Source organism: Variovorax sp. HW608 (assembly GCF_900090195.1).
Classification (GTDB): domain Bacteria; phylum Pseudomonadota; class Gammaproteobacteria; order Burkholderiales; family Burkholderiaceae_C; genus Variovorax.
In genome coordinates this window covers 1647819-1669131 of sequence record NZ_LT607803.1, presented here as the reverse complement: position 1 = coordinate 1669131, position 21313 = coordinate 1647819, and the positions used below count along the sequence as shown (strand labels likewise).

Here is a 21313-nt window from a genome sequence, read left to right as displayed (position 1 = left end):
ACAAGGGGGAGCGAATTATGCGCCGCGCGCGTGCGGCGTTGCCAGAGTGGGCGGCGGGGACATGACAATCGCAGCAGCGCCCGTTCCGACTTCTCCTCATCCAGCGACCCATGTTCACCCTGACCCGCCTGACGATCCAGCGCGCCAAGAAAGAGCGCCTGCCCCAGGTCGCCGGGAGCCTGACTTTCACGACCCTGCTCTCCATCGTGCCCCTGCTCGCGGCGTGCCTCGCGCTGCTCACGCGCTTCCCCGTCTTCCGGCAGCTCAAGGAAGCGCTCCAGCAACTGCTGCTCGTCAAGCTGCTTCCGGCGGACATCGCGCGCACGGTGCTCAGGTACCTCAACCATTTCGCCGCCAATGCGAGCGGGCTGACCTGGATCGGGTCGATCTTCCTGCTCGTCACGGCGGTGGCGATGCTGCTGACGGTGGAGAACGCGCTGAACCAGATGTGGCAGGTGCGCAGGAACCGGCCGTTCTTCAGGCGGGTCGGCCTGTACCTGCTCATGATCGCGGTCGGGCCGCCCGTCGTGGGCCTGAGCCTCTGGGCGACGTCGTACCTGCTGGGCGCGTCGACGGGACTGCTCGGCACGCTGCCGCGCACGCTCGCCTTCGTGCTCGACCTCGGCCCGTTCCTGCTCGGGTTCGTTACGCTGACGAGCCTGTTCTACCTGGTCCCGAACACCCGGGTGCGGCTGCGCGACGCCATCGCGGGCGGGCTGGTCGCCAGCCTGGCCTTCGAACTCGGCAAGCGCGGCTTCACCGCCTATCTCGTCAAGGTGCCGACGTACAAGGCTCTGTACGGGGCCTTCGCCGCCCTCCCCCTTCTGCTCCTGTGGGTGTATTTCTCGTGGCTGGTCACGCTGGTCGCGGCCATGATGACCGCGAATCTGGCGCTCTCGAGGCGGCAGCCGGCCGGCAAGGCAGGCGCGAATCCGCGCGGCGGGAGGCTCGGCCGCGCGCCATGACGCACAGCGTCTAGCTACCCGACCGGGCGCGTCGCAGCGTGTTCGCCGCCGTGTCGACGCCCGCGCGCATGCAGGCCTCCTCGAGTTCCTCGATCAGGCCATCGATCTGGGCGAGGAATTCGGCTCTGTCCAGCGGCAGCGGCTGGATGGCAAGGCGCCACGAAAGGTCTGCCAGCCTGCTTTCACCGGCGTAGCGGGCCCACGGCCGCACCTCGCAGTAGCACAGTGCCGCGAGGTGGCCCAGGTCCATGTGCCTGCGCGCGTGCCCGATTTCCGCCGCAAGGTCTTCGAGGCGGTCGCGGAACTGGCCGGTGACGTTTTCATCGTTCATGTTGCAGTGCAACATTGCCAGTGCCGGCCTGGGTGCGTCAAGCGCACGATTAGAGAGGCATCCCTCGCGCGGCGCTTGACAGATCACCCGAAGATGCGAAGTGAATGCTCTCTGCGGCGCGATTACTGCATGTACGCGAGGTCGCGCACGTCCGACCGGATCGCCTCCCGGTCGGCGGCATTGAGCGGCAGGCTCATCAACAGTTCCAGACGTCTGCGCAAGGCGTAGAGCATCTGGAGGGCCGCATGGGCGGCGTCGTCGGGATGGCTCATTGGACTACCCTCGCGCAGCGGCGCTTCGGGATTCGCCTTCGGAGCGGCCGGGCGGCTCATGGCGGCGATGTCCGGAAAGGCCCAGAGCGCGGCGTCGGGCTGTCCGGGCCAGCTCGGCTGCAGCGGCAGCATCTCGGCGTCGAGCGTGATGACGAAATTGGCCTGCGGCGAACCGCTGCGCGTCAGCTCACCCCAGCCGCGGGGCGCCAGCGACGGCAGCGGCATGCGCGCGCTCGCGAGCGCGCTGACCGCCGCGGGGTCGATGCTGTGGCCCAGATGCGCGGGATGGCCGCATGAATACGCGGCGAACCGGTCGCTGCCGAGATGCGAAAGGCAGGCCTGGGCAAGGATGCTGCGCAACGTGTTGCGACGCGACACGAAGATCACCACGAAGCGCTTGGGGACCATTGAGAGCTGCTGAAACGAACGTAAACGTAGCGTAGGCAAGCCGAGCGATCTCGGCAAGCGAGGATTGCCCTGAGGCCTTCGGCGCCGCGCGCGCTCCCTTCATGCGCCATGGCCCTCTTCGCGCCCGCGCATTCGCCGTTCAGGATGCTGACACGACAAAATGTAAGACAACGATGAGATTCGAACACCTTCGTCAATCGCTCCTGGCGACCGTCGCCGGGCTGGCCTTGGCCAGCGCCCAGGCCGCTTCGCAAGCCCCCGTCGCTGCCGAGAACGGCATGGTCGTGAGCGCGCAGCACCTGGCCACCAAGACCGGCGTGGATGTGCTGAAAGACGGCGGCAACGCGATCGACGCTGCCGTCGCGGTCGGCTATGCGCTCGCTGCCGTGTTCCCGGCTGCAGGCAATCTTGGCGGTGGCGGCTTCATGACGATCCAGCTCGCCGACGGGCGCAAGACCTTCCTCGACTTCCGCGAGAAGGCGCCGCTGGCGGCCACCGCGAACATGTACCTCGACAAGGACGGCAACGTGATCGAAGGCGCGAGCACGACCGGGCATCTCGCGGTGGCCGTGCCCGGCACCGTGTCCGGCCTCGAGATGGCGCGCGAGAAGTACGGCACGATGAAGCGCGCCACGCTCATTGCTCCCGCGATCCACTATGCGCAGAACGGCTTCGTGCTCGAGCAAGGCGACGTGGATCTGCTGAGCACCGCGACCGAGGACTTCAGGAAGGACCCGGCCAGCGGCGCGATCTTCCTGAACCATGGCGAGCCGTTCAAGCCTGGCCAGAAGCTGGTGCAAAAGGACCTCGCCGCGACGCTGCGGCGTATCAGCGAGAAGGGCGTGGACGGCTTCTACAAGGGGCCGGTCGCTGCATCCATCGTGGCGTCCAGCCAGGCGGGCAAGGGCATCATCACGCAGGCCGACCTGGACCAGTACAAGGCGCGCGAATTCAAGCCCGTCGAGTGCACGTACCGCGGCTACGGCATCGTCTCGGCGCCGCCGCCGAGCTCGGGCGGCGTGATCATCTGCGAGATCCTGAATGTCCTCGAGGGTTATCCGCTCAAGGACATGGGCTTCCGCTCGGCACAGGCGGTGCACTATCAGATCGAGGCGATGCGCCATGCGTACATCGACCGCAACAGCTACCTCGGCGATCCGGACTTCGTGAACAACCCGCTCGACCGCCTGCTGTCGAAGGACTACGCGGCGAAGATCCGCGCGGTGATCGCGCCCGACAAGGCCGGCGTCAGCCAGAAGATCAAGCCCGGCGTCGCGCCGCATGAAGGCAGCAATACGACGCACTACTCGATCATGGACAAATGGGGCAACGCGGTCTCGGTGACGTATACCCTCAATGACTGGTTCGGCGCCAAGGTGACGGCGTCGAAGACCGGCGTGGTGCTGAACGACGAGATGGACGACTTCACCGCCAAGGTCGGGGTGCCGAATCTCTATGGCCTGGTGCAGGGCGAGGCGAACTCGATCGGCCCGGGCAAGCGGCCGCTGTCGTCGATGAGCCCGACGATCGTCACCAGGGACGGAAAGCCCGTGATGGTGGTTGGCACGGCAGGCGGCAGCCGCATCATCACAGCCGTGCTCCACACGATCATCAACGTGATCGACTACGACATGAATGTGCAGGAGGCGGTCGACGCGCCGCGCTTCCACCAGCAGTGGCTGCCTGACGTGACCAACGTCGAGGGGTTCGCGCTATCGCCCGACACGCGCAAGATCCTCGAAGGCTGGGGTCAGAAGTTCGGCGACCCGCAGCCTACGAAGCACCTCGCGGTGATTCTCGTGGGCGCGCCGACGCTCGGCGGCAAGCCGGTCGGCAACAACCGCTTCTACGGCGCGAACGATCCGCGGCGCAATACCGGTTTGGCACTGGGCTACTGAATCGGAACGCAAGGTGAGCCGCCGGCGCCCCCGCTCCAAGCGGAGGTTGCGCCCGGCCCGGCGCGACTAGCGCGATCTCGCCGCCCCTTCGCGCAGGCACTCGACCAGCAACTGGCTGGCCGGTGTCTGGGGCCGGCCGCGCAAGGTGATGATGCCCACCGGCGGGAGTGCGATCGGCACCTTGATCTTCAGGATGCGCAGCAAGCCCTGCTTCGCGAAGTGCTGCGCAACGCCGTGCGCCAGGAAGCCCACCGCCGGCCGCTCGTGCATCGCCGACAGCGTGACGAGAAACGATGCGGTCTCGATGATGTCGGCCGGCGGCAGCAGCCGGTGCCGGTAGAACAGCTGCCCGAGCTTGGAGCGTGACGATGCCCACGGTGGCGGCACCACCCAGGGCAGGCCGGCGAGCATCGACCAGTCCGGATCGGCGGCATCGGCCAGCGGATGCGAGGGCGCGACCACGATGCACATGGTCTCGCGGTAGAGCGCCTCGGTGTCCAGGTCGGGCGAGGCATAGCCGGGCTCCAGGCGGCCGACGATCAGGTCGAGTTCGCCGACGCGCAATCGCGGAAGAAGCCGCGTGAGATCGCCCTCCTCGACCATCACGGTCGTGAGCTTGGACCGCGCCTTGAGTCGCTGGATGGCCTGCATGAGCAGGGTCGGCGTCGCCACGACCATCGCGCCCACGCTGGTCCGCCCGACACCCCCGCTGGCGACGGCGTCGATCTCGTCGCGCGTGCGCTGGTAGTCCGCAAGGACGGAGCGCGCGAAGCGCACCACCGTTTCACCATACGCCGTCGGCTCCGTGCCGCGCGTGGAGCGCACGAAGAGCTGGAGGTCGAACATCTTCTCGATCTCGACCAGCATCTTGGAGACGGCCGGCTGCGTGATCGACAGGAACTCCGAGACGCGGCCCAGATGCCGCAGCTCGTCGAGCACCACGAGCAATTGCAGATGGCGCAGCTTGAGGTTTGAACGCAGGACTCTGTCGATCTGGCCCATGGAGGCTTGGGAAGCGGGCGCGGAATGCGGTGCGCTTTCGTGCGTTTCGCTTCATAACCCGCGGTTCATGAAGCCAGTCCGCTATTTCATTGGATGGCCATCATTGTCTCCGAAACAATCCAGCCTGCCATTCCGACGAAAACCATGGAGACCACGATGAACGATGCTCGCGACCCGGCGCGCCGCCAGCTCATGCTCGGCGGCATCGCAGCCGCCACCCTGACCCTCGCGCCGGCCCGCGTCCTGGCCGCGGACACCTATCCGGACCGGCCCATCACCTTCATCTGTCCGTGGCCCGCCGGCGGCACCGCCGACCGCTCTATGCGCAGCATCTGCCAGATCGCGGCTCGCGAGCTGGGGCAACCGATCGTGCTCGAGAACAAGGCCGGCGCCTCGGGAATGATCGGCACCCAGATGCTCGCATCGGCACGGCCCGACGGCTACACCATCGGCCAGGTGCCGATCTCGGTGACCCGCTTCGCGCAGATCGGAAGCGTGAAGGTCGATCCGCTCAAGGACCTGACCTACATCGCCCGCACCTCGGGCCAGACCTTCGGCATCGCAGTACCGGCCAACTCGCGCTTCAAGTCGCTCGGCGACATGGTCGCGCAGGCCAAGGCAAAGCCCGGAGCCATCACCTATGCGCATGCCGGCATCGGCGGCGCGACGCACGTGGGCATGGAGCAGTTCGCCCAGGCGGCGGGCATCCAGCTCAATGCCATCGCCTACAAGGGCGGCGCCGCCGCATTGCAGGACGTGCTCGGCGGCCAGGTCGACATGCTGGCCGACAGCAGCTCGTGGGCGCCGCATGTCGAAGCCGGCAAGATGCGGCTGCTCGCCACCTGGGGCGAGACGCGCACACCGCGCTTCAAGGACGCGCCCACCCTGCGTGAGCTCGGTTACGACGTGGTCGTCGAGGCACCGAACGGCATCGGCGCGCCCAGGGGATTGCCGGCCGCGGTCGAGCAGCGCCTGCGCAAGGCCTTTCGAGTGGCGGTGCAGAGCGACGAGTTCCGAAAGGTGGCGGAAAGCATCGATGCACCCGTGATGTACCAGGATGGCCCCGAGTACCGCACGTATGTCGAATCGGTCTATCGGCAGGAAACCGAACTGATCCGGAAGCTCAACCTGAAGGAGCTGATGGCGAAAGGCTAGGGCCTTCGCCATCGCCACGCACGAATCGTCCCAAGCCATTTCATGAACGACAGCCCCCTGCTTCGCCTGCACCCCAACGACAACGTGCTGGTCGCGCGGCGCGCCATCGCGCTGGGCGAGACCATCGCCGAGTTCGCCGTGCGCGCGCGGGCGCAGATCCCGGCCGGCCACAAGATCGCCTCGCGCGCCGTCGCGGCCGGCGAACAGGTGAAGAAGTACGACACCGTGATCGGCGTCGCATCGCGCGATCTGCAGGCCGGCGACTACGTGCACAGCCACAACCTCACGCTGGTGGACTCCTTGCGCGACCCGGCGTTCTGTGAGGACGTGCGGCCGGTGGACTTCGTGCCCGAGGCCGAGCGCGCGACATTCATGGGCTTCGTGCGCGCGGACGGACAGGTCGGCACACGCAACTTCATCGGCCTCCTGTCGTCGGTCAACTGTTCGGCGACGGTCATCCAGCGCATCGCGGCGCACTTCACCCCCGAGCGACTGGCGGCGTTCCCGAATGTCGACGGCGTCGCCGCCTTCGCTCAGACGAGCGGCTGCGGCATGTCGTCGCCGAGCGAGCACTTCGACGTGCTGCGCCGTACGCTCGCGGGCTATGCGCGCCATCCCAACCTGGCCGGCGTGCTGATCGTCGGGCTCGGCTGCGAGCGCAACCAGGTCGATGCGCTGGTCGATTCGCAAGGCCTCGAACAGGGCCGGCTGATGCGCACGATGGTCATGCAGGATGTCGGCGGCACCCGCGCCACCATCGAGGCCGGGATCCGCGCGATCGAGGAGATGCTGCCCGAAGCGAACGCCGCGCGTCGCACCCGCGTAGGCGCCAACCATCTCAAGATCGGCCTCGAATGCGGCGGCTCCGATGGCTTCTCGGCGATCAGCGCCAACCCCGCACTCGGCGCGGCGATGGATGTGCTGGTGCGCCATGGCGGAACGGCCATCCTGTCGGAAACACCCGAGATCCACGGCGTGGAGTTCATGCTCACGCGACGTGCGGCAACACCCGAGGTCGGCCAGAAGCTGCTCGACCGGCTCGCGTGGTGGGAACGCTATGCCGCCGGCCAGAACGCGCAGTTCAATGGCGTGGTCGGCCATGGAAACCAGGCAGGCGGCCTCGCCAACATCTTCGAGAAGTCGCTCGGCTCGGCCATGAAAGGCGGCACCACGCCGCTGCGTGCGGTCTACGAATACGCCGAGCGCATCGACCAGAACGGTTTCGTCTTCATGGACTCGCCCGGCTACGACCCCGTGGCCGCGACAGGCCAGATCGCGAGCGGTGCCCAGCTCATCTGCTTTACCACCGGACGCGGCTCGATGTTCGGCAGCAAGCCCGCGCCGACCATCAAGCTGGCAAGCAACACGCCCATGTACAAGCGGCTCGAGGAAGACATGGACATCAACTGCGGCGTGGTGATCGACGGTGAGGCCAGCGTCGGCGAACTCGGGCAACGGATCTTCGAGCAAATCCTTCGCCACGCCTCGGGCGAGCCGACCAAGAGCGAAGTGCTCGGACTTGGCGACCACGAGTTCGTGCCCTGGCATCTCGGGATCGTCAGCTGAACAACATCCACGTCGCAATCCACCATGCACTTGACTCTCTCGAAACCCGGTCTGATGCGCACGGGCAACTTCATCGCCGGCCAGTGGCATGAAGCCGCCGAGGGCACGGCGCTCGTCGTCACCAATCCCGCCAACAACGAGCCGATCGCGCGCGTGCCCGACTCCGGCGCCGCCGCCGCTCGGGCCGCCGTCGATGCTGCACATGCGGCCTTCCCGGCCTGGAAGAAGACGCCTGCCAAGGTCCGTGCGCAATGCCTCAAGCGCTGGAACGACCTCGTGCTGTCGCATCAGGAAGACCTGGGCCGCCTCATCTCGCGTGAACAGGGAAAGCCACTGGCCGAAGGCATCGGCGAAGTCGCGTATGCGGCCAGCTACATCGAATGGTTCGCCGAAGAGGCGACACGTGCCAACGGCGACATCATTCCCGCGCCCGTGCCTGGACGACGGATGTTCGCGCTGCGCGAGCCGGTGGGCGTCGTGGCGGCGGTGACGCCCTGGAACTTTCCGGCCGCGATGATCGCCCGCAAGATCGCGCCCGCGCTCGCGGCGGGCTGCACGGTCGTCTGCAAGCCGGCCGAAGATACGCCGCTGACTTCGCTCGCCCTGGTCGCGCTGGCCGCCGAAGCGGGCGTGCCGCCGGGCGTGCTCAACATCGTGACCGCATCGCGCGAGCGGACACCCGAGGTGGTCGACGTATGGCTCGCGGATGCGCGCGTGCGGAAGATCACCTTCACGGGCTCGACGCCGGTCGGCAAGCATCTCGCACGGCGCTCGGCCGACACGCTCAAGAAACTCTCGCTCGAACTCGGCGGCAACGCGCCCTTCATCGTCTTCGAGGATGCCGACATCAAGGCGGCCGTCGACGGCCTCATGGCCGCGAAGTTTCGCAACGGCGGCCAGACCTGCGTCTGCCCGAACCGCGTGTTCGTGCATGACGCGGTCTACGCATCGTTCTCCGACCTGCTGGTGCGGCGCGTGGCCGAGCTGCGCGTCGGCCCCGCGAGCGACGAGGCCTCGCAGATCGGGCCGATGATCAACGCCCGCGCGGTCGAGAAGATCGAACGCCATGTCCAGGATGCCGTCTCGCGCGGCGCCGGCGTGCTTACCGGCGGCAAACGGCTGCCGGCGCTCGGCGACAACTACTACGCGCCGACCGTCCTGGCCGATGTCGACGCCACGATGGCCTGCGCCTCAGAGGAAACCTTCGGTCCTGTCGCGCCACTCACGCGCTTTGGCGACGAAGCCGAAGTCATCGCACAGGCCAACGACACGCCCTTCGGGCTCGCCGCCTATTTCTATTCGCGCGACGTGCGCCGCATCTGGCGCGTGGCGGACGCCTTAGAAAGCGGCATCGTCGGCATCAACGAAGGGGCCATCTCGGCCGAGGCCGCGCCCTTCGGCGGCGTGAAGGATTCCGGCTACGGCCGTGAAGGCTCGGCGCACGGGCTCGACGACTACCTGCACACCAAGTACCTCTGCCAGGGCCAGCTCGACTGACGCCGCGCAACGACCTCTTCGCTTTCACGAATCAAGCATGGCTGCCCACAACCCCTTCAAGACGGCGCTCGCCGCACGCCAGCCGCAAGTCGGCCTCTGGCTCTCGATGGCCGACCCCTACATGGCCGAAGTCAGCGCGACCACCGGTTTCGACTGGATGCTGATCGATGGCGAGCACGCGCCCAACGACCTGCGTTCCACGCTTGCTGCACTGCAGGCGGTCGCGCCGCATCGCGGCCAGCCGGTGGTGCGCGCGGTCAACGGCGAGACGGCGCTGATCAAGCAGCTGCTCGACATCGGTGCGAAGAGCCTGCTCGTCCCGATGATCGATAGCGCCGACGAAGCGCGCCGCCTGGTCGCGGCAACCCGCTATCCGCCCCGGGGTATCCGCGGCGTCGGCAGCGCGGTCGCTCGCGCGTCGCAGTGGAGCGCCCGCGGCGACTACCTGGACATCGCCGACGACGAGGTGTGCCTGCTGGTGCAGGCCGAAACGGTGACCGCCCTCTCGAACCTCGAATCGATCTGCGCAGTCGACGGCGTCGATGGCGTCTTCATCGGCCCGGCCGACCTGGCGGCGTCGATGGGCCATCGCGGACGGCCCGGGCATCCCGAAGTCCAGGCCGCGATCGAGGCCGCCATTCGCACGATCATTTCCTCCGGCAAGGCGGCCGGCACGCTCACCTCGGACCCGAAGCTCGCGCGGCGTTATCTCGAGCTCGGCTGCACCTTCGTCGCGGTCGGCGTGGATGTGCTCGTCTATGCGAATGCGGCACGCAAGCTGGCGGCGGACTTCATTGGCGTGCGGCCCGAAGGCCCGGCGCCGATCTCCGCCGAATCCCGTGGCGCCTACTGAAGCTGGTGCCGAATCCAGCAGCCGAACGCGGCGACGGCACGATTCAGCACGCAGCGGGCGCCACTGAAGCGCCTTCGATGCCGTGGCGCTTCAGCGCCTCCGCGACGAAGCCCTTGGCCTTCATGTCCTCGACGAAGTCGCGCAGCGCCTGTGCCGGCCCTTCGCCGCGCGACTTGGGTGTGCCCATGGCCTGCCTGATGACCATGAAGTGACCCGGCAGCAGCCGCAAGCCTGCGTGCACTCGTGAATCGGCTTCGAGCTGCTGCTTCACGCCGGCCGCGACATCGAGGCCCTGCTCGATGAAGGTCTCGACGACCTTCGGCGAAGTGGGTGCGCGAACGATGCTTGCATGCTTGAGCTCGCGCGTGAGGAAGAGGTCATAGGCGCTGCCCTTGCCCACAGTCACCCGCGTCCCGCCGCGATCCACCTCTTCGTTGCTGCGCAGCAGGGAGTCTTCGCGCACGAGGTAGCTTCCTTCGATGAGCACATAAGGCGCGGTGAAGGCGATGTCGGCACCGCGCACCGGATCGATCGCGAAGAAGCCGATGTCCGCCTGCTCGCCGGCGACGGCCTCGACCGACTTCCCGGCCGCATCGAAGACCACCAGTTCCAGCCGCACGCCAAGATGCTCGGCGAACGCGCGCGCCAGATCGATGGACACGCCCTTGGGCTCGCCGCTGCCGGGGTCCCTGCCGGCCAGGATCGGATTGCCCAGGTTGATCGATGCGCGCAATGCGCCGGTGGGGGTGAGCGCGCGGACCACGGCCGGGTCGGGCGATGTGCGATTGAGGTTCATGACTTGAGGATTCCGCTGATCTTCTTGAAGTTGCGCAAGGTGCTGTTGAGATGCTCGGTCATCGCCTTGGCCGCATCGTCGTTCTTGCCGCGTTCGATGAGGTCCAGCAGGTGCAGGTGCTGCCTGCAGTGTTCCTTGTAGCGGGTGCGGTCCTGCATGGAGCGGTAGGACAACAGGCGGCGCACGCGATTCACGCGCCGGATGGTGTCGATGAAGAAGGGGTTGCCCGAGCCCTCGACCAGCGCCTCGTGGAAGCGCACGCCGCGGTCGTGCAGCTGATCGGCCGTGTCGGTCTCGATGCCGCCTTCGAGCAGATGCTTCTCGGCAGCGCGGCAGCGCGCGATGACATGTGCCGGCAAATGGTAGCCCGGCTCGAGCAGCGCGGCCGGCTCCAGGGCGAGCCGCAGCCGGTACGACTGCAGGAGGCTGTCCGCGGTCGTGAGCATGCTGGAGAACTGCCAGCCGTAACCGGGCTTCTTCTCCACCCAGCCTTCGCTGGCGATCCGGCCGAGCACCGCGTTGAGCTGCGCGGGCGTCAGCCCATAGCGCTGCTTGAGCAGCACTTCGGTGAATTCGTCCGGCAGCGCGCCGCGCAGTCGGTCGTCCGCGATCCTGAAGTACACCTCCGTCACCGTGTCCGCCTCGACCAGGCCGAGCTGCCTGGCGACCGCGTCGCCGCTCTCGACAGGCCGGACGAGGAAGTAGCCCCGATTGGGCTGTCGCTCGAGGATGCCCTTTTCCGCCAGGAAGGACAGCGCCTCGTTGACCGGCGACCGCGAAACGCGAAGACGATCGGCAAAGGCCTGCGCGGGAAGGTGACTGCCTGCCGGCATCGCATCGGCCTGGATCAGACCGAGGATCTGCGCGGTGATGGAACGTTCGGCTCGCATGAACTCCATTGTCGTTTCACTTCGCGACGACCGGCGAAGTCCCTCGCGCGCCTTCGGCCAGCATCCGCTGCAGCGTCGAGGGGATGACCCCGCCGGCGCGCAGCAGGTCGACTTCCAGTTGCGTTTCGACCGCGGCAATCGCTTCGAGGCTTTCGGTGCGCCCTTCGCGGCGCAGGATGCGCACCGCCACGCGGCCGCGCGGTCGCAGTTGCTCCGCCTGGGCCGCGACTTCGACGCGATCGCCGGGGCGAAGCGCGAGCGTTGCGGGCGTCACGCCCGAAGGCATTCGCAGCGGCAATACGCCCATGCCGATGAGGTTGGAGCGATGGATGCGCTCGAAGCTGTTCGCGAGCACCGCGCGAATGCCCAGCAGGCGCTGGCCCTTGGCGGCCCAGTCCCGGGACGAGCCCGTGCCGTAGCGTTCGCCCGCCACCAGCACCAGCGAGTCGCCGGCGGCCTTGTAGCGCTCGGCCGCGTCCCACAGCGGAAGGATGTCCCCGCTCGGCACATGCAGCGTATGCGCGACCGGCAGGTCGGGGGCGAGCAGATTCTTCAGGGTCTTGCTGTGGAACGCTGCGCGGACCATGACCTCCCAATTGCCGCGCCGCGATGCGAAGACGTTGAGGTCGTTCCGGTCGTCGCCGCGTTCAACGAGGTAGTCCGCCACGAGGCTGTCCTTGGGAATGGCGCTGGCCGGCGAGATGTGGTCGGTGGTGATGTCGTCGCCGGCGACCAGCAGCGGATAGGCGCTGTAGGTGCCGAGCAGGCTGCCTTCGCTGGCTGCGGCAAAGGGCGGGCGACGAAGCGCGGTGGATGCAGGGTCCCACGGGTACAGCGCGGTGTCCGGTGCCTCGAGGGCATGCCAGAGCGGATTGCCGCTGGCGACCGCGAACGCGCGGCCGTAGTCGCGCGGGTCCTGCGACGCGCGCAAGGCCTCGTCGATTTCCTCGCGCGTGGGCCAGAGGTCCTGGAGGTACACGGGCATGCCGGTCGATGTGACCTGGACCGGGTCCACGCGCAAGTCACGCTCCGCGTCACCTGCCAGGGCGAACGCAACCACCAGCGGCGGCGACATCAGGAATCCCAGATCCAGATCGGGGTGTACGCGCCCGGGGAAGTTGCGATTGCCCGAGAGCGCTGCGACGGGGCGGATCGCGCCGTCGGCAATGCCTTGCCGGATCACCTCGGGCAGCGGGCCGGGATTGCCGATGCAGGTCGTGCAGCCGAAGCCCACGATGTCGAAGCCGACCGCGGCCAGATCGGCGGTCAGCCCCGCACGTGCGAGATAGTCGGCGGCTGCGGGCGAGCCCGGCGCAGTGGACGTCTTCACCCACGGCGGGACCTTCAGGCCGAGTGCGCGGGCCTTGCGTGCCACCAGGCCCGCGGCCACCAGCAAGCTCGGATCGGACGTGTTCGTGCAGCTCGTGATTGCGGCGATCGCGACGGGATGACGGGGCAACGGCGAATCCACGGCGGGCTGGAAGTCCAGCGCGGCCAGCGTCGCGGCGACCTCGCCGAAGCCCATGAGATCCTGCGGCCTGCGCGGACCGGCCACATGCATGCCGATGCTCGCCAGGTCCACGTCGATGGAGCGGGTGTATTTGGGCTGCGCCTCCGGGTCGAACCACAGTCCATTGGCCCGGCAATAGGCTTGCACTCGCGCGATGTGTGAGGACGAGCGTCCCGTGGATCGCAGGTAGTCGAGCGTCTGCCCGTCGACCGCAAAGAAGCCCGTGGTCGCGCCGTATTCCGGCGCCATGTTCGCGATGACGCTGCGATCGCCCGCGGTGAGCGTGGAGACGCCGGGGCCGAAGAACTCGACGAATTCCCCCGAGATGCCGATAGCGCGAAGCCGCTGCGTCACGGTCAGCGCGAGATCGGTCGCCAGCACGCCCGGCTGCAGTGCGCCAATCAGGCGAACGCCGATCACGTCCGGTATGCGCAGCATGGTCGGCATGCCGAACATCACCGTCTGGGCTTCGAGGCCGCCCACGCCCCAGCCGAGCACGCCGATGCCGTTGACCATCGGCGTGTGGCTGTCGGTGCCGATCATCATGTCGGGCACGAGCCACTCGGTTCCGTCGCGCATCTCGGTCGTGACCACCGTGGCCAACTGCTCGAGGTTGAGGGTGTGCATGATCCCCGTGCCCGGCGGATGGATGCGCACGCCGCGCAGCACCTTCGATGCCCAGCGCAGGAAGGTGTAGCGCTCGCGGTTGCGCCGGATCTCGATCGCCATGTTGTGCGTCGGCGCATCCGCTCGCGCGAAGGCTTCGACGGCCAGCGAATGGTCGACCGACACATCCACCGGCAGGCTCGAGTTCAGCCGCGTCGGATCCACGCCGGCCTCGGCGAGCGTGCTGCGCATGGCGGCGAGATCGACCAGCGCAGGCGTGCTGGTGGTGTCGTGCATGAGCACGCGGCCGGGCTGGAAGGCCACCTCGGCCTCGCTGCTGCCGGCTTCCAGCCAGCCGAGCAGTTCGGCGATCGCGGCGTCGCGCTCCGCCCCGTTCATGTTCCGCGCGGCGTTCTCCAGCAGCAGGCGCAGAACCACGGGCAGCCGGTGCAGCCTGTCGCCGCAAAGCCGCGGCAGATCCACGACGGAAAAGCGACGGTTGCCAACCTCGATCTGTTGGAGCGGCACAGCCGCATTGGTGTTTTCCATAGGTCCGATTTTGCATTTGTCGTTCATAAAATGCAAACCAGTGCAAACCCTCGGATCCACCTCGAGCGCGAAAAAGCTCGCTGGCAAAGGCTCCGAACACCTCAAGGACGCCTCATGTACGCCTATGTCGGCAGCCGGACCACTCGCGAGCGCAATGCGCGTGGCGAAGGCATTGCCATCTTCAAGCTCGACCCATCGGAAGGCAGGCTGACGCAGGTCGGCCTGGTCGGCGATCTGGTCAACCCCTCCTTCCTCGCGCTTCGCCGCGACGGCGAGTTCCTCTATGCGGTGCACGGCGACGAGACCGAGGTCAGCGCATTCCGGGTCGATCGCGAAAGCGGCGCGCTGACTTTCATCAACCGGCAGAGCACGCAAGGCAAGAACCCGGTGCATCTGGCGCTGGACCCGACGGGGCGCTTTCTCGTCGTCTCCAACCACATCGGCGCGAGCCTGGCGGTGCTGCCGGTTCGCGAAGACGGATCGCTCGGCGAGGTGGTGCAGCTCGTGACGCTCGAAGGGCCCGTAGGCCCGCACCGGGTGGAGCAGAAGCAGGCCAAGCCCCACTTCAATCCGTTCGATCCGAGCGGCCGCTTCGTGGTGGTCCCCGACAAGGGGCTCGATCGCGTCTTCGTCTTCCGCTTCGAGGAGGGGCGCCTCGCGCCAGCGCCGGTGCCGTTCGCGGTCACGCGCGAAGGCGCGGGGCCACGCCACATTGCTTTTCACCCGCGCGCGTCGCTGGCCTATGTGATCAACGAGCTCGACTCGACCGTCACGGCGTACCGCTTCAACGGCGAGAGCGGCGAACTGCAACCCTTCCAGATCGTCTCGTCGCTGCCCGAGAGCTTCACCGGCAACAGCCGCGCATCCGAGATCGAGATCGATGCGACGGGCCGCTTCCTGTATGCCTCCAACCGCGGCCACGACAGCATCGCCGTCTTCCGCATCGACGCCGCCAGCGGCGCACTGAAGTTCGTGAACGCGCAGCCGACGCGAGGCAGGACACCGCGCTTCATGACCAGCGCGCCGGACGGCCGCTTCATGTTCGCGCTCAACGAGGACAGCGATTCGATCGTGACCTTCGCCATCGACCCGGCCGCCGGCACGCTTGCGCCGACAGGCGCCGACGTGCGATCGGGCAGCCCTGTCTGCATGGTCTTTTCTAATGGAGCCCGGACATGAGCGCCAGCGCCTTCACGCCCGATCAGGAAAAGGCGATGGTGCGCAAGGTCACCTTGCGCACCATCCCCTTCCTCTTCCTGCTCTACATCATCTCGTACCTCGATCGCGCCAACATCGGCTACGCGGCCTTGCAGATGAACGCCGAGCTCGCCCTCAGCAGCGAGGCCTTCGGCTTCATCTCGGGCATCTTCTTCGTCGGCTACTTCATGTTCGAAGTGCCGAGCAATGTGATGCTCAACAAGTACGGCGCGCGAGTGTGGATCGCGCGCATCCTGATCTCGTGGGGCATCCTGGCCGCGCTGTCGGCCTTCGTGCAGAACGCGATGCAGCTCTACATGCTGCGCTTCCTGCTCGGTGTGGCGGAAGCGGGCTTCTTTCCCGGGATCATCGTCTACCTCACCTACTGGTTCCGCTCCAAGGAGCTGGCCACGACGGTTGCGCTCTTCACCGCGGCGATCCCGGTGTCCTACATCATCGGCGCGCCGCTGAGCACGCTGATCATGGACAACATCCACTGGCTCGGCTGGAGCGGCTGGCGCTGGATGCTCTTCCTCGAAGGCATTCCCGCGGTGATCTTCGGCGTCGTCTGCTGGCTGCGGCTCACCGACCGGCCCGAACAGGCGAAGTGGCTGCGTCCCGACGAAAAGGAATGGCTCGCCTTCGAGCTCGAGCGCGACCGGCTTTCGCGCAAGAACGTCAAGCACCTCACGGTCGGTCAGGCGATCGCCAACGGCAAGGTGCTGTACCTCTCGTTCATCTACTTCGTCTACCAGTGCGGCAGCCTCGGCGTCGGCTACTGGATGCCGCAGATCATCAAGGGCTTCTCGGACACGCTCACGCACACGCAGATCGGCTTCATCGCGATGGTGCCGTATATCATCGCAACGACCGCCATGGTGATGTGGTCGCGCAGCTCGGATCGGCGCAACGAGCGGCGCCTGCATTCCGCCATTCCGCTCGCAGTGGCCGCCGCGGCACTGATGGGCACCGGCATGACGGCAAATCCGTTCACGGCGATCGCACTCATCAGTGTCGCGCTTGCGGGCCTGTATGCGTTCAAGTCGCCCTTCTGGGCATTGCCCACCCTGTTCCTGAGCCGCTCGACCGCCGCCATCTCGATCGCGGTCATCAACTCGATCGGCAACCTCGGCGGCTTCGTCGGCCCCTATGCGATCGGGCTGATCAAGGGCTCGGGCAAGAGCGCGACGGCGGGGCTGGTGTTCCTGAGCGGCCTGCTCGTCGTCTCGTTCCTCATGACGCTGTTCATTCGCCTGGCACCCGGCGCCGATCCCGCGCCTGCGGGAGCGGCCAAGGCGACATGAAGGCGACCTCATTCATTGACTTCAACGAAAGACCCCATGCCATCGCGATTCAGAAAGATCTGCCAAACAGCGGTCGCGTCATTCGCCCTCGTTGCGGGCTTCTCATCCACTGCGCTTGCAGAGGGTGCGAGCCACTATCCGAACAAGCCCATCACGATCATCGTGCCGTTCAAGGGCGGCGGTCCGGCATCGACCGCTCTGCTGGCGGGCCAGGTGGACCTGATGTTCGAGCAGACCGGCGCTGCATTGCCATCGATCCAGGCCGGCAAGATCCGCCCGCTGGCAGTGACTTCGGCGAAGCGTCTGTCGAGCATGCCGGAGGTTCCGACCTTCGCGGATGCCGGCTACCCGCAGGTGCTGGCATCGAACTGGATGGGCTATATCGCGCCCAAGGGAACGCCATCCGCCGTGGTTGCGAAGCTGCATGCCGCCTTCGTCAAGGCGATCAACCATCCGGACGTGAAAGAGCGCATCCTGTCGCAGGACAACGAGCTCGGCGGCGGGTCATCGAAGGAGTTCGCCGACTTCATCGAGGCCGAAAGCGCGAAGTGGTCGAAGCTGGTCAAGGAACGGGACATCCGGATCGAGTAAGCCATCCCGGTGGTGTCCTCACGCCGGCACTATCCACTATCGAGAGGCGCGCAGATCTTCCAGTGACTTGCCGCCGGCGATGGCTTCCTTCAGCCACCGCGGTTGAGGGCCCCGACCCGTCCAGGACTTACCCGCGCCGTCGCTATAGAGCACGGTCGACGGCCTGCGCTTCTGAGCCGTCTTCCTCGCGGGCTTCTTTGCAGCTTCCTTTGCAATGCTCACGGCCTGCGCGCCGACCTGAAAGTCTTCCAGGCGCTTGCCCGCTGCGAGCGCTTCACGCAACCAGGTCGGCCGCTTGCCCCAGCCGCCCCAGGTCCTTCCGTTGCCATCGCTGTAAGAGACTCGTCCACTTTTCTTGGCTGTTCTCTTGCTTGCAGTCGCTTTACTAACTGGCTTCGTTGCCGAGGCCTTGCCGCCGAACAGTTGCTCAGGAGTCAACTCATAGTGGGCGATCGCAACCTTGATGCGATCGATCACACCACCGACTTCCTTCATGCGAATGGCATCGGCCTTTTGTTGCAACGCCGCGATCTGCTTCTGAATCTGTGCGTAAGTCTGAGCCATAGGGACTTCTTTCCAATAAAACATGTCCGTTAGCTTAGTCGCTTTTCATTTCAACCAGCTTCCGCATCGCTCGGACGTTGGGCCTCAAAATGTTGGTATTCAAATGATTTGGATATAATGTCATTCATGGGCACCAGGTCTTCGGAACACCATCGGCACATCGGCATCCGCCTCGTCGGGCTCGCCCGGCGCTGGCGTCAGGCGCTGGATGCGCGCCTGTCCTCGGCGGGCCTGAGCGACGCCACCTGGTCGGCACTGGTCCACCTGCATGAGTTGGGCGACGGCATCTCGCAGAGCCAGCTCGCCGCAGCGGCCGGACTCGATGGGTCCAGCCTGGTCCGGCTGCTCGACATCCTGGCCCAGCACGAGCTGGTCGAACGCCGGCCGCATGAGGGCGATCGCCGCGTCAAGCTGCTCTATCTCACGCCGGCGGGACGCCGCGCGGTCGCCTCGATCCGCAAGCGGCTGGCAGCGATCGAGGACGAGCTGCTCGCCGACATCGGCGACGAAGACGCCCGCGCCCTGTTGCGCGCGTTCGAGAAGATCGAGTCGCGCATCGCGGCATCGAACTGAATCCCATGACCGCACGACCGCCCGATCTGAGCAAACCACGCCACGTCGGCCGCGGCGAATCCATCCGCCATCTGCTGGCGCCGGCGCGCATCCGCGAAAGCCTGGCGGTCGCGCCCTCCCCGCCGCTGCGCAATGCGGCGGTCGCTGGCATGCAGGTGTCGGCGTCGGTGCTGATCGCGGTGGCGCTGGCGCATTCTTCGCCATGGGCGCATCTCCAGGGCTTCCCCGCGCTGGGTGCGCTGGCCGCGCTGTTCGGCCGCTTCGCGCCGGCCGGACAGCGGATGCGCATCGTCGCCGCCGCGGGTGCGCTGCTCCTGGTCTCGGTCGGCCTCCCATCGCTCGTCGCTCACGCGGGCGCGTCGCCGGCATGGATGCTGCTCTGCCTCGCGCTGCTGGCCGGCGCCTTGACGGTGGCGGTGACGCAATGGCGCATCGGGGGACCGGGCGCGGTCATCTTCGTCTTCGCGGCCTCCGCGGCGCTCGGGCCGGTCGATTCATGGCACACGGTGATCGCGCGCTGCGCGCTCACCGCAGGGGGCGTCTCGATCGCCTGGATCGTGTGCCGTCTCACGGACGGCTTGCGATCGGACGCCGTGCCACCCATCCCGGCGCCCGGCAGTGTCCGGCCATCGGGCCACTGGGTGATCGCGGCAGGCCGCGTCGCCCTCTGCGCCGCCGTCGCATCGATGCTGGCGCGCGCCGCCGCCCTGCCCTTTCCCGCCTGGGCTGCGATCGGTGCGACCGCGGTGCTGCAGGGCGGGCATTTGCACATCACGATGCATCGTGCCGTGCAGCGGATGGTCGGCACGGTGGTCGGCGCCGGCATCGCGGGACTCATCCTCGCGAACCATCCTTCGTTCTGGCTCGTGCTCTTCGCAGTGATCGTGCTGCAGTTCGTCACCGAGGTGGTGATCGGCTTCAATTACGCCATCGGACTGGTGTTCGTGACGCCGATGGCCTTGCTCATGACGTCTCTCGCAGCGCCCGGCGCGGCGTCCGCGATGCCGATGGCGCGGGTGTTCGACACGGCGCTCGGCGCGCTGGTCGGCATTGCTTTCGCGCTCGTGTTCTCGACGCTGGATGATCGGGTCCGTCTGGCGACGCATCACGCCGGGACGCGGCCCGGCTGAGGCGCAAGCCGGTCCCCTCCCGGAGCCGTCAGATCACGCCGGCATCACCGAGGTGTGCGGCGACCGCGAGCAGGTCCTCGTCGGTGGGGACGTTCCATCCCGCGCCGATGGTGGCCTCGGCGTACATCGCGAGGAAACGCCCTTTTACCAGCGGGTGCGACCAGCCGTCCTTCCTGAAGCGCTTGATGATCTGCGGATGCAGGTCCTGCGCTTCCATGGCGGCGAGCAGGTCGCGGATGGTCTGCTGCTGGTTCTCGGGCGAACGCGCGCGGAAGTCCGCCTCGATGCCCGCGAGCCGGCGCTCTTTCCACGCGGTTTCGTAGGCCTGGCGGCGGCGGCCCTGGATCTCGAGCGACTCGGGGCTGTTCGGGTCCTTGCGGGCTTCCCTGGTCACCGCGTTGGCCGCCGCGCGCTGCGCATGGCCCGGCATGAGCGACATCAGGTAGCGCTCGGGATCGCGCACCGGCGCCGGGAAGGTGCTCTCGACGCGACGGCGCAGTTCCGGCAGCGCGCTCGCGAGGGCCTCGGAACCGTAGGTGTCGACGATCTTCTCGACGCGCGCATCGGTGATGCCCATCTCGCGCGCCTGTCGCATCGATTCGAGGTCGGCCTTCTCGGGCGCCTGCTGGAGACCGAGCTGGCGCTGGTCCCTGAGCTTGATGTTGAACTGGATCTCGTTGATGAAACGGCCGCTCTTGTGCTCGATCAGCTCGATCGTGAAATCGGTGTTGGCGTTGACCTGTGCGATCGCGGGCTTGAGCACATCGCGCTTGAAGAAAGAGTAGTCCAGCTTCTCGAGCCGCTCCGGATCGGGTACCCGGCCGGTCATCGGGTCGTGCCACCAGCGCCAGGCCTGGCGCGGACTCTTCGCAACGTTCTGGTAGCGGCAGGCCAGCTCGTAGAGGAAGACGGCGGCATGCGTCGTGAGCTGCGAGACCATGGCGAGGTTCATGCGCGCGAACACCCGCGGGTTCAGCAATTCGTGGCGCAGCGCGGGCGCGAAGGCCCATGAGACCCAGACCTGGTTGCGGACCTTTTCGAGTTCGCACTGCGAGAGCAGGCCGCAGACCGTCCAGCGGCTGCCCTCGCCGGTCGTCGGCGACTGCCATTCGACCGTGGTCTTCACCATCGAGCGCAGGTGCTTCTTGACGACTGCGATGTCGTTCGAGTCGTAGCGCAGCAGGTGGACCACCTCTTCCAGCGGCGCGCGGTGGACTTCGACCTCGGCGCCCTTTCGCAGCTCGTCCTGCGCCAGGCTCAGCAGCACGTTGTAGGTCTTGCGCGCGAGCACCGTGATGCGCTCGCTCTGGGCCACCACCGCAAGCGCGTTGACGGGCTTCTTCAGCGGCTGGTAGTCGTCGGCAACCGCCGCCAGTTCATGGCGCTGTTCGTTGTTGTTGGCGGATGGCGATTGAAATGACATGAAGAGGAAATGGCGGACCGCAGGACTGTAACCGCCTTCGCCCTCAGATGAAAGCGCAGTTTCATGTGTCGGGCTAGGGTGCGACGGCGAGGGCTTTCGGGAGGTTCGGGCCGGCAGGATGGGCTGGCGACGGCGAAATCCCGTTGGAGCTCATGCCGAATCCGTGGATCCGGGGCCTTCGAATCCCGTTCGAGCTCAGTTTGGAGGCCGCGATGCGCGCGGAAGAGCGCATT

The 21313-nt window shown here is 67.0% G+C and carries 19 protein-coding genes; 11 read left to right on the top strand and 8 right to left on the bottom strand.

The window, feature by feature from the left end:
• The first annotated feature begins 110 nt into the window (after positions 1–110).
• Positions 111–965, top strand: coding sequence for a YihY family inner membrane protein (locus VAR608DRAFT_RS07705; protein WP_088953524.1), 855 nt, complete (start codon positions 111–113; stop codon positions 963–965).
• A gap of 10 nt (positions 966–975) precedes the next feature.
• Here the strand turns inward: VAR608DRAFT_RS07705 and VAR608DRAFT_RS07700 are convergent, their stop codons facing one another.
• Positions 976–1296, bottom strand: a complete 321-nt coding sequence (locus VAR608DRAFT_RS07700) for a hypothetical protein (RefSeq protein ID WP_157730721.1) — start codon at positions 1294–1296, stop codon at positions 976–978.
• A 122-nt stretch (positions 1297–1418) separates the two neighbouring features.
• Positions 1419–1976 (bottom strand): arsenate-mycothiol transferase ArsC, encoded by a 558-nt coding sequence (locus VAR608DRAFT_RS07695; protein ID WP_088953522.1) that lies wholly within the window; start codon positions 1974–1976, stop codon positions 1419–1421.
• A gap of 173 nt (positions 1977–2149) precedes the next feature.
• Between VAR608DRAFT_RS07695 and ggt the strand changes: the two genes are divergently transcribed.
• The gene (ggt, locus tag VAR608DRAFT_RS07690) at positions 2150–3874 is read left to right on the top strand and encodes a gamma-glutamyltransferase (protein WP_088953521.1); all 1725 of its coding nucleotides are present in this window, start codon (positions 2150–2152) and stop codon (positions 3872–3874) included.
• 66 nt (positions 3875–3940) lie between these two features.
• On the opposite strand, the gene VAR608DRAFT_RS07685 is transcribed toward ggt, so the two are convergent.
• Positions 3941–4876, bottom strand: a complete 936-nt coding sequence (locus VAR608DRAFT_RS07685; RefSeq protein ID WP_088953520.1) for a LysR substrate-binding domain-containing protein — start codon at positions 4874–4876, stop codon at positions 3941–3943.
• A gap of 156 nt (positions 4877–5032) precedes the next feature.
• Here VAR608DRAFT_RS07685 and VAR608DRAFT_RS07680 point away from each other — a divergent pair, with 156 nt between their 5' ends.
• Genes VAR608DRAFT_RS07680 through hpaI form a run of 4 tightly spaced genes read left to right on the top strand, consistent with a single transcriptional unit; the run spans position 5033 to position 9947 of the window.
• Complete coding sequence (locus VAR608DRAFT_RS07680; protein ID WP_088958672.1) at positions 5033–6031, top strand: tripartite tricarboxylate transporter substrate binding protein; 999 nt, start codon at positions 5033–5035, stop codon at positions 6029–6031.
• 42 nt (positions 6032–6073) lie between these two features.
• Complete coding sequence (locus tag VAR608DRAFT_RS07675; RefSeq protein ID WP_088953519.1) at positions 6074–7597, top strand: UxaA family hydrolase; 1524 nt, start codon at positions 6074–6076, stop codon at positions 7595–7597.
• Between the two features lie 24 nt (positions 7598–7621).
• Complete coding sequence (locus tag VAR608DRAFT_RS07670; RefSeq protein WP_088953518.1) at positions 7622–9094, top strand: NAD-dependent succinate-semialdehyde dehydrogenase; 1473 nt, start codon at positions 7622–7624, stop codon at positions 9092–9094.
• Positions 9095–9131: 37 nt separating this feature from the next.
• The gene (gene hpaI, locus VAR608DRAFT_RS07665) at positions 9132–9947 is read left to right on the top strand and encodes a 4-hydroxy-2-oxoheptanedioate aldolase (RefSeq protein WP_088953517.1); all 816 of its coding nucleotides are present in this window, start codon (positions 9132–9134) and stop codon (positions 9945–9947) included.
• 43 nt (positions 9948–9990) lie between these two features.
• Here hpaI and VAR608DRAFT_RS07660 read toward each other — a convergent pair whose 3' ends face one another.
• Genes VAR608DRAFT_RS07660 through acnA form a run of 3 tightly spaced genes read right to left on the bottom strand, consistent with a single transcriptional unit; the run spans position 9991 to position 14298 of the window.
• Positions 9991–10743, bottom strand: coding sequence for an ABC transporter substrate-binding protein (locus VAR608DRAFT_RS07660; RefSeq protein ID WP_088953516.1), 753 nt, complete (start codon positions 10741–10743; stop codon positions 9991–9993).
• The gene (locus VAR608DRAFT_RS07655) at positions 10740–11633 is read right to left on the bottom strand and encodes a GntR family transcriptional regulator (RefSeq protein WP_088958671.1); all 894 of its coding nucleotides are present in this window, start codon (positions 11631–11633) and stop codon (positions 10740–10742) included. The genes VAR608DRAFT_RS07660 and VAR608DRAFT_RS07655 overlap by 4 nt, the downstream gene beginning before the upstream one ends.
• A gap of 16 nt (positions 11634–11649) precedes the next feature.
• Complete coding sequence (gene acnA / locus VAR608DRAFT_RS07650) at positions 11650–14298, bottom strand: aconitate hydratase AcnA (protein WP_088953515.1); 2649 nt, start codon at positions 14296–14298, stop codon at positions 11650–11652.
• A gap of 114 nt (positions 14299–14412) precedes the next feature.
• Between acnA and VAR608DRAFT_RS07645 the strand changes: the two genes are divergently transcribed.
• The 3 genes from VAR608DRAFT_RS07645 to VAR608DRAFT_RS07635 are packed head-to-tail and all read left to right on the top strand — an operon-like array spanning position 14413 to position 17390.
• The gene (locus tag VAR608DRAFT_RS07645) at positions 14413–15477 is read left to right on the top strand and encodes a lactonase family protein (RefSeq protein ID WP_088953514.1); all 1065 of its coding nucleotides are present in this window, start codon (positions 14413–14415) and stop codon (positions 15475–15477) included.
• Entirely contained in the window at positions 15474–16799 is a 1326-nt protein-coding gene (locus tag VAR608DRAFT_RS07640; RefSeq protein WP_088953513.1) for an MFS transporter, read from the top strand. The genes VAR608DRAFT_RS07645 and VAR608DRAFT_RS07640 overlap by 4 nt, the downstream gene beginning before the upstream one ends.
• 36 nt (positions 16800–16835) lie before the next feature.
• Positions 16836–17390 (top strand): Bug family tripartite tricarboxylate transporter substrate binding protein, encoded by a 555-nt coding sequence (locus VAR608DRAFT_RS07635; RefSeq protein ID WP_088953512.1) that lies wholly within the window; start codon positions 16836–16838, stop codon positions 17388–17390.
• A 36-nt stretch (positions 17391–17426) separates the two neighbouring features.
• On the opposite strand, the gene VAR608DRAFT_RS07630 is transcribed toward VAR608DRAFT_RS07635, so the two are convergent.
• Complete coding sequence (locus VAR608DRAFT_RS07630; protein ID WP_172843815.1) at positions 17427–17954, bottom strand: H-NS family nucleoid-associated regulatory protein; 528 nt, start codon at positions 17952–17954, stop codon at positions 17427–17429.
• A 126-nt stretch (positions 17955–18080) separates the two neighbouring features.
• Here VAR608DRAFT_RS07630 and VAR608DRAFT_RS07625 point away from each other — a divergent pair, with 126 nt between their 5' ends.
• Together VAR608DRAFT_RS07625 and VAR608DRAFT_RS07620 are read left to right on the top strand one after the other, a co-directional pair.
• Positions 18081–18527: a MarR family winged helix-turn-helix transcriptional regulator gene (locus tag VAR608DRAFT_RS07625; protein WP_172843814.1), complete on the top strand. Its 447-nt coding sequence runs from the start codon at positions 18081–18083 to the stop codon at positions 18525–18527.
• A 5-nt stretch (positions 18528–18532) separates the two neighbouring features.
• Positions 18533–19657, top strand: a complete 1125-nt coding sequence (locus tag VAR608DRAFT_RS07620) for an FUSC family protein (protein WP_231973337.1) — start codon at positions 18533–18535, stop codon at positions 19655–19657.
• 28 nt (positions 19658–19685) lie between these two features.
• On the opposite strand, the gene VAR608DRAFT_RS07615 is transcribed toward VAR608DRAFT_RS07620, so the two are convergent.
• Entirely contained in the window at positions 19686–21080 is a 1395-nt protein-coding gene (locus tag VAR608DRAFT_RS07615) for a replication initiation protein (protein WP_088953509.1), read from the bottom strand.
• Positions 21081–21313: the final 233 nt, after the last annotated feature.